The sequence below is a fragment of the Colwellia sp. RSH04 genome (genome assembly GCF_003545765.1).
Taxonomy (GTDB): Bacteria; Pseudomonadota; Gammaproteobacteria; order Enterobacterales; family Alteromonadaceae; genus Colwellia.
On sequence record NZ_QXIO01000039.1, the window covers coordinates 1 to 1,230 of the forward strand.

1 protein-coding gene is annotated in these 1,230 nt (G+C 40.4%); it reads right to left on the bottom strand.

What is annotated here, in order from left to right:
- Window positions 1–19: 19 nt before the first annotated feature.
- A protein-coding gene (locus D1094_RS18390; RefSeq protein ID WP_118961551.1) for an IS3 family transposase occupies window positions 20–1,167 on the bottom strand; the annotation gives its coding sequence in 2 pieces (ribosomal slippage) (window positions 20–930 and window positions 930–1,167; 1,149 coding nt in all).
- Window positions 1,168–1,230: the final 63 nt, after the last annotated feature.

A 1,230-nucleotide genomic window follows, 5' to 3' on the forward strand; every position in this document is an offset into this window, starting at 1 on the left:
ATGGACTTCCCAGATTTCACTAGACAGTTTCTAACTCAGAAAAATACGCTTCCTCAAATTTAGCAGGTGAAACACCGCCTGTATGCGAGTGACGTTTTTTCGGATTGTAAAACATTTCTATAAAATTAAATATCTCTGCTTTCGCATCATTGCGAGTTGAGTATATCTTCCGTTTAATTATTCGCTTTTTAATCGTAGCAAAAAAGCTTTCAGCAACGGCATTATCATGACAATTTCCTGCCCGACTCATTGATGGTACAAGGTTATGCTCTTTCATAAACACTAAGTAATCAGCACTGCCATATTGGCTACCTTGATCACTATGTACCAAGACTTCAGCTTTGGGTTGGCGCTGATAAACTGCCATGAGCAATGCTTTAATCACTAAGTGCTTGTCCATGTTCTTATCCATCGACCACCCTACAATGCGCCTAGAGAATAAATCCATGACAGTTGCTACATACAAGAAGCCTTCATAGGTTCTCACATAGGTAATGTCACTTACCCAAGTTTGATTCGGCGCAGGAGGATTAAACTGGCGAGCTAGCAAGTTATCTGCAATGCGTGATGTTTTACCGCCTTTAATATGGCGACGTTTATAACCTATTTGCGCTTTGAGTTTATGTTGGCGCATGATCTTAGCGACTCGATTAACACTACATTGCTCACCAGCTTCACGTAAATCTGCGTGTATCCAAGGGCTGCCGTAAGTGCCACCACTGGCAACGTAGAACTCTTTAATAAGCTTAATCAAACGATTATCTTCGATTGCTCTGTCACTTAATGGCTTCTTTAACCACGCATAAAAGCCACTGCGATGTAGCTTAAATAGTTTACACATCGCAACAATAGAAAACTCGTATTGATGCTCACGAATAAAAGCGTACTTTACTCGGGGTTTCTGGCAAAGTACCTTGCGGCCTTTTTTAATATATCCCGTTCCTCCGTGACACGTTTTAATTCAGCTTCAAGCTTAGCTATACGTAATTGTTCGTCAGCCGATTTTGATGGTTTAGGTTTATCTGATAACAGGCTACGCCAGTGATATAACGTTTTAGTACAAATACCTAAACGCTCAGAGACTTCAGCAACTGAATAACCACGTTCAGTGGTTTGTTTAACTGCTTCAATTTTGAATTCTTGGGTATACCGTTTGCCTTTGCTCATAAACACCTCTAGTTGAAGTTACAATGTAACTCATTTGGTGTCTAGCAAACTATGGGAAGTCCA